Raw genomic sequence first — 2,064 nt, 5'->3', positions numbered from 1 at the left:
CACCAAGCCATCTTCATAGGCAATATCGAACCGGCCGTAATAATCTTTGCCGCTTGGGTTTTCGCAACTGCTCGCTCCTCCCCATAGTTGACCAACAATTTGCGGATTGTTGCTTGAGCCATCGGCAAACAATGCCGATCCGCTGCTTCCAGGTTCCGTTACGCCAGAGAAGTGGCTGACCTCGTACATCGGGTAGTGGTCGTCATTTTTCGCATCCAGCCAATAGCCTTGCTGATCTACACCTAAAAGAATGCCGTAATTGACCAGTCGGCTGTCGCTGCGGCGCAAGTAGTCGCTGTGTTGACGATCCAGAGCTGCATCAAAAGGGTGGTGCAGGCCCATATAGGGCGTAGAGGAGTCTGCAGGGCGACGAAGGTGTTGCCACCCGGCATAGATAACCCCGGTCGGCGGCTGCGCGTTGAGCTTCAGCAGTGTGGTGTCGGTGCCTATGGGGTTACGGGTAGTGCCGGAAAATGTTGGCCTGCCAAGAAGGAAAATGCTTCCTGTTGATTGTGTGAGCGTGCCCGTGTAGGGTGTGGAGCCATTACATTCATTGGACCTCCAGAGCCACAAGGTTGCAAGTGAGCTCGCAGCATTCTGGGTGTTGATGCAGTGATTGGCTGTGAGAAAGTAATTTTGCTGCGTGTCTCCCCGATTGGCGATCAGGGTTCCGGTGCATGTGTAGCTGTTGCCGCCATCGACGAAATCCATTGCGGCAACAGCATTGGCGGCAGGGGGGAGTGGCGTGGTACATGTGGCATCTGGTGTCAAAAAGCAGGTGGCTTTGGCACCAATCAATGCATTGTTGACTTCGAGGGCTGTTTCTACTTGATGATTGATGGTTGGTATTGCAAACAACAGGCTCTCTGTATCAGAGCCGCCCGGCACTTCTATTTCGAGTACTGAATTTTCTTCCGTGATGGCCGGAGTCCAGTAGGTTCGTGATGCTTGCGAATCACCATCCCTCTGTTTGTTTGCACGAATCAGACGATTGATATGCTCGCCAGTGGTCTGCTGGGCAGTCTTGCTGCCTTCGGCATACACGCGGAAAACGGCCGTATCAGGAATGCTCTCGACCTGGATTCCCAGTCGAACCGCTTTGGCTCCACTGGATGTGAAGCGAAGACGCGCTCGTTGTAGGCCCGATTCCGTGGTAGACCACTTCAGTGTCGTGCGGGTGCGCTTGACTGTTCCCGTTGGTGCTGCGTGTCTGGCGAATCCCGTCTGGTATGCCTTGGGCACCCATTGCGGTCCGGATTTTCGGTTGTTGCGGATCAGTTGCTCCCGCTGGGTCGTGTCCGGAGTGCCCAGGTCGACTGCGGTCGTTGGGCTGAGTCCTGCCTTTTCATCCACCGCCACCTGGACCACAGGGTCTTCGGCGCCGGCCCCGTCTTTGTGGGGATCGGTCTCCCGTACGAGTGCATCCACACGGTTAATGCGCGCTGTTTCCTGGTGGTCCGTCTCAGGCTGAATCGACGCAACGGATGATTTGGCTGCGTCCGCCGATGGGGGTGCGCTTGAGCCTCCGCAGGCGGCCAGCATGAGAGTAGTGACAAGTGAAAACCAGCCAAATGTTGGTTTGGGCATGAAAACTCCCTTCAGCGATGAGTCTTTTAATTGTATGGATGGTCAAGCAGATCCCGTGCTCGGCATCCTGGCCTCTTTCATGACCTCTTCGACCAGCCTTTGGCAGAGAAACCAACCGCGATGGCGCTGTCGGACCACTCGACAAAGGGCCTCTTGACTAAACTGGCGTGAAGCACCAATACGGTGCGCGCTGGCGGCGTCGGTCACGCCGGCACGGCCAGCTTCATCAACTCCGAACAGTGGGGCTTCCGCCTGCACGGCAGCGGCGTGGACACCGACGCCGAGCCCGCCGACGTGCGCAGCGACCTGTACGCGCTCGGCGTCACGCTCTACCTGCTGCTCACCGCTCCGCCCGCCACCCCCCCTGATCCAGCGCGACCCGACCATGCTGTGGAAGCTGCTGCTGGGGTTCAGCGTGCTGCTGAACCTGCTGCTGGTGTAGGGGCTGGTGTTTCTGCCGCGGTGAGGTTGGCGTTC

General features: G+C 57.6%; 2 protein-coding genes. One reads left to right on the top strand and one right to left on the bottom strand.

The window, feature by feature from the left end:
- Positions 1-1,587, bottom strand: a 1,587-nt coding sequence (locus HFL01S_RS25325; RefSeq protein WP_157539126.1) for a trypsin-like serine peptidase, incomplete at its 3' end; no start/stop codon positions are given.
- A gap of 183 nt (positions 1,588-1,770) precedes the next feature.
- On the opposite strand from HFL01S_RS25325, the gene HFL01S_RS24955 reads away from it, so the two are divergent.
- Positions 1,771-2,064 (top strand): hypothetical protein (locus tag HFL01S_RS24955; protein ID WP_174525265.1); only part of this gene is annotated, 294 nt, incomplete at its 3' end.

Origin of the sequence: Hydrogenophaga flava NBRC 102514, assembly GCF_001571145.1 — a bacterium.
GTDB classification, from domain to species: domain Bacteria; phylum Pseudomonadota; class Gammaproteobacteria; order Burkholderiales; family Burkholderiaceae_C; genus Hydrogenophaga; species Hydrogenophaga flava.
The sequence above is the reverse complement of the archived record's forward strand: the minus strand, read 5'-3'. Positions and strand labels throughout refer to the sequence as shown.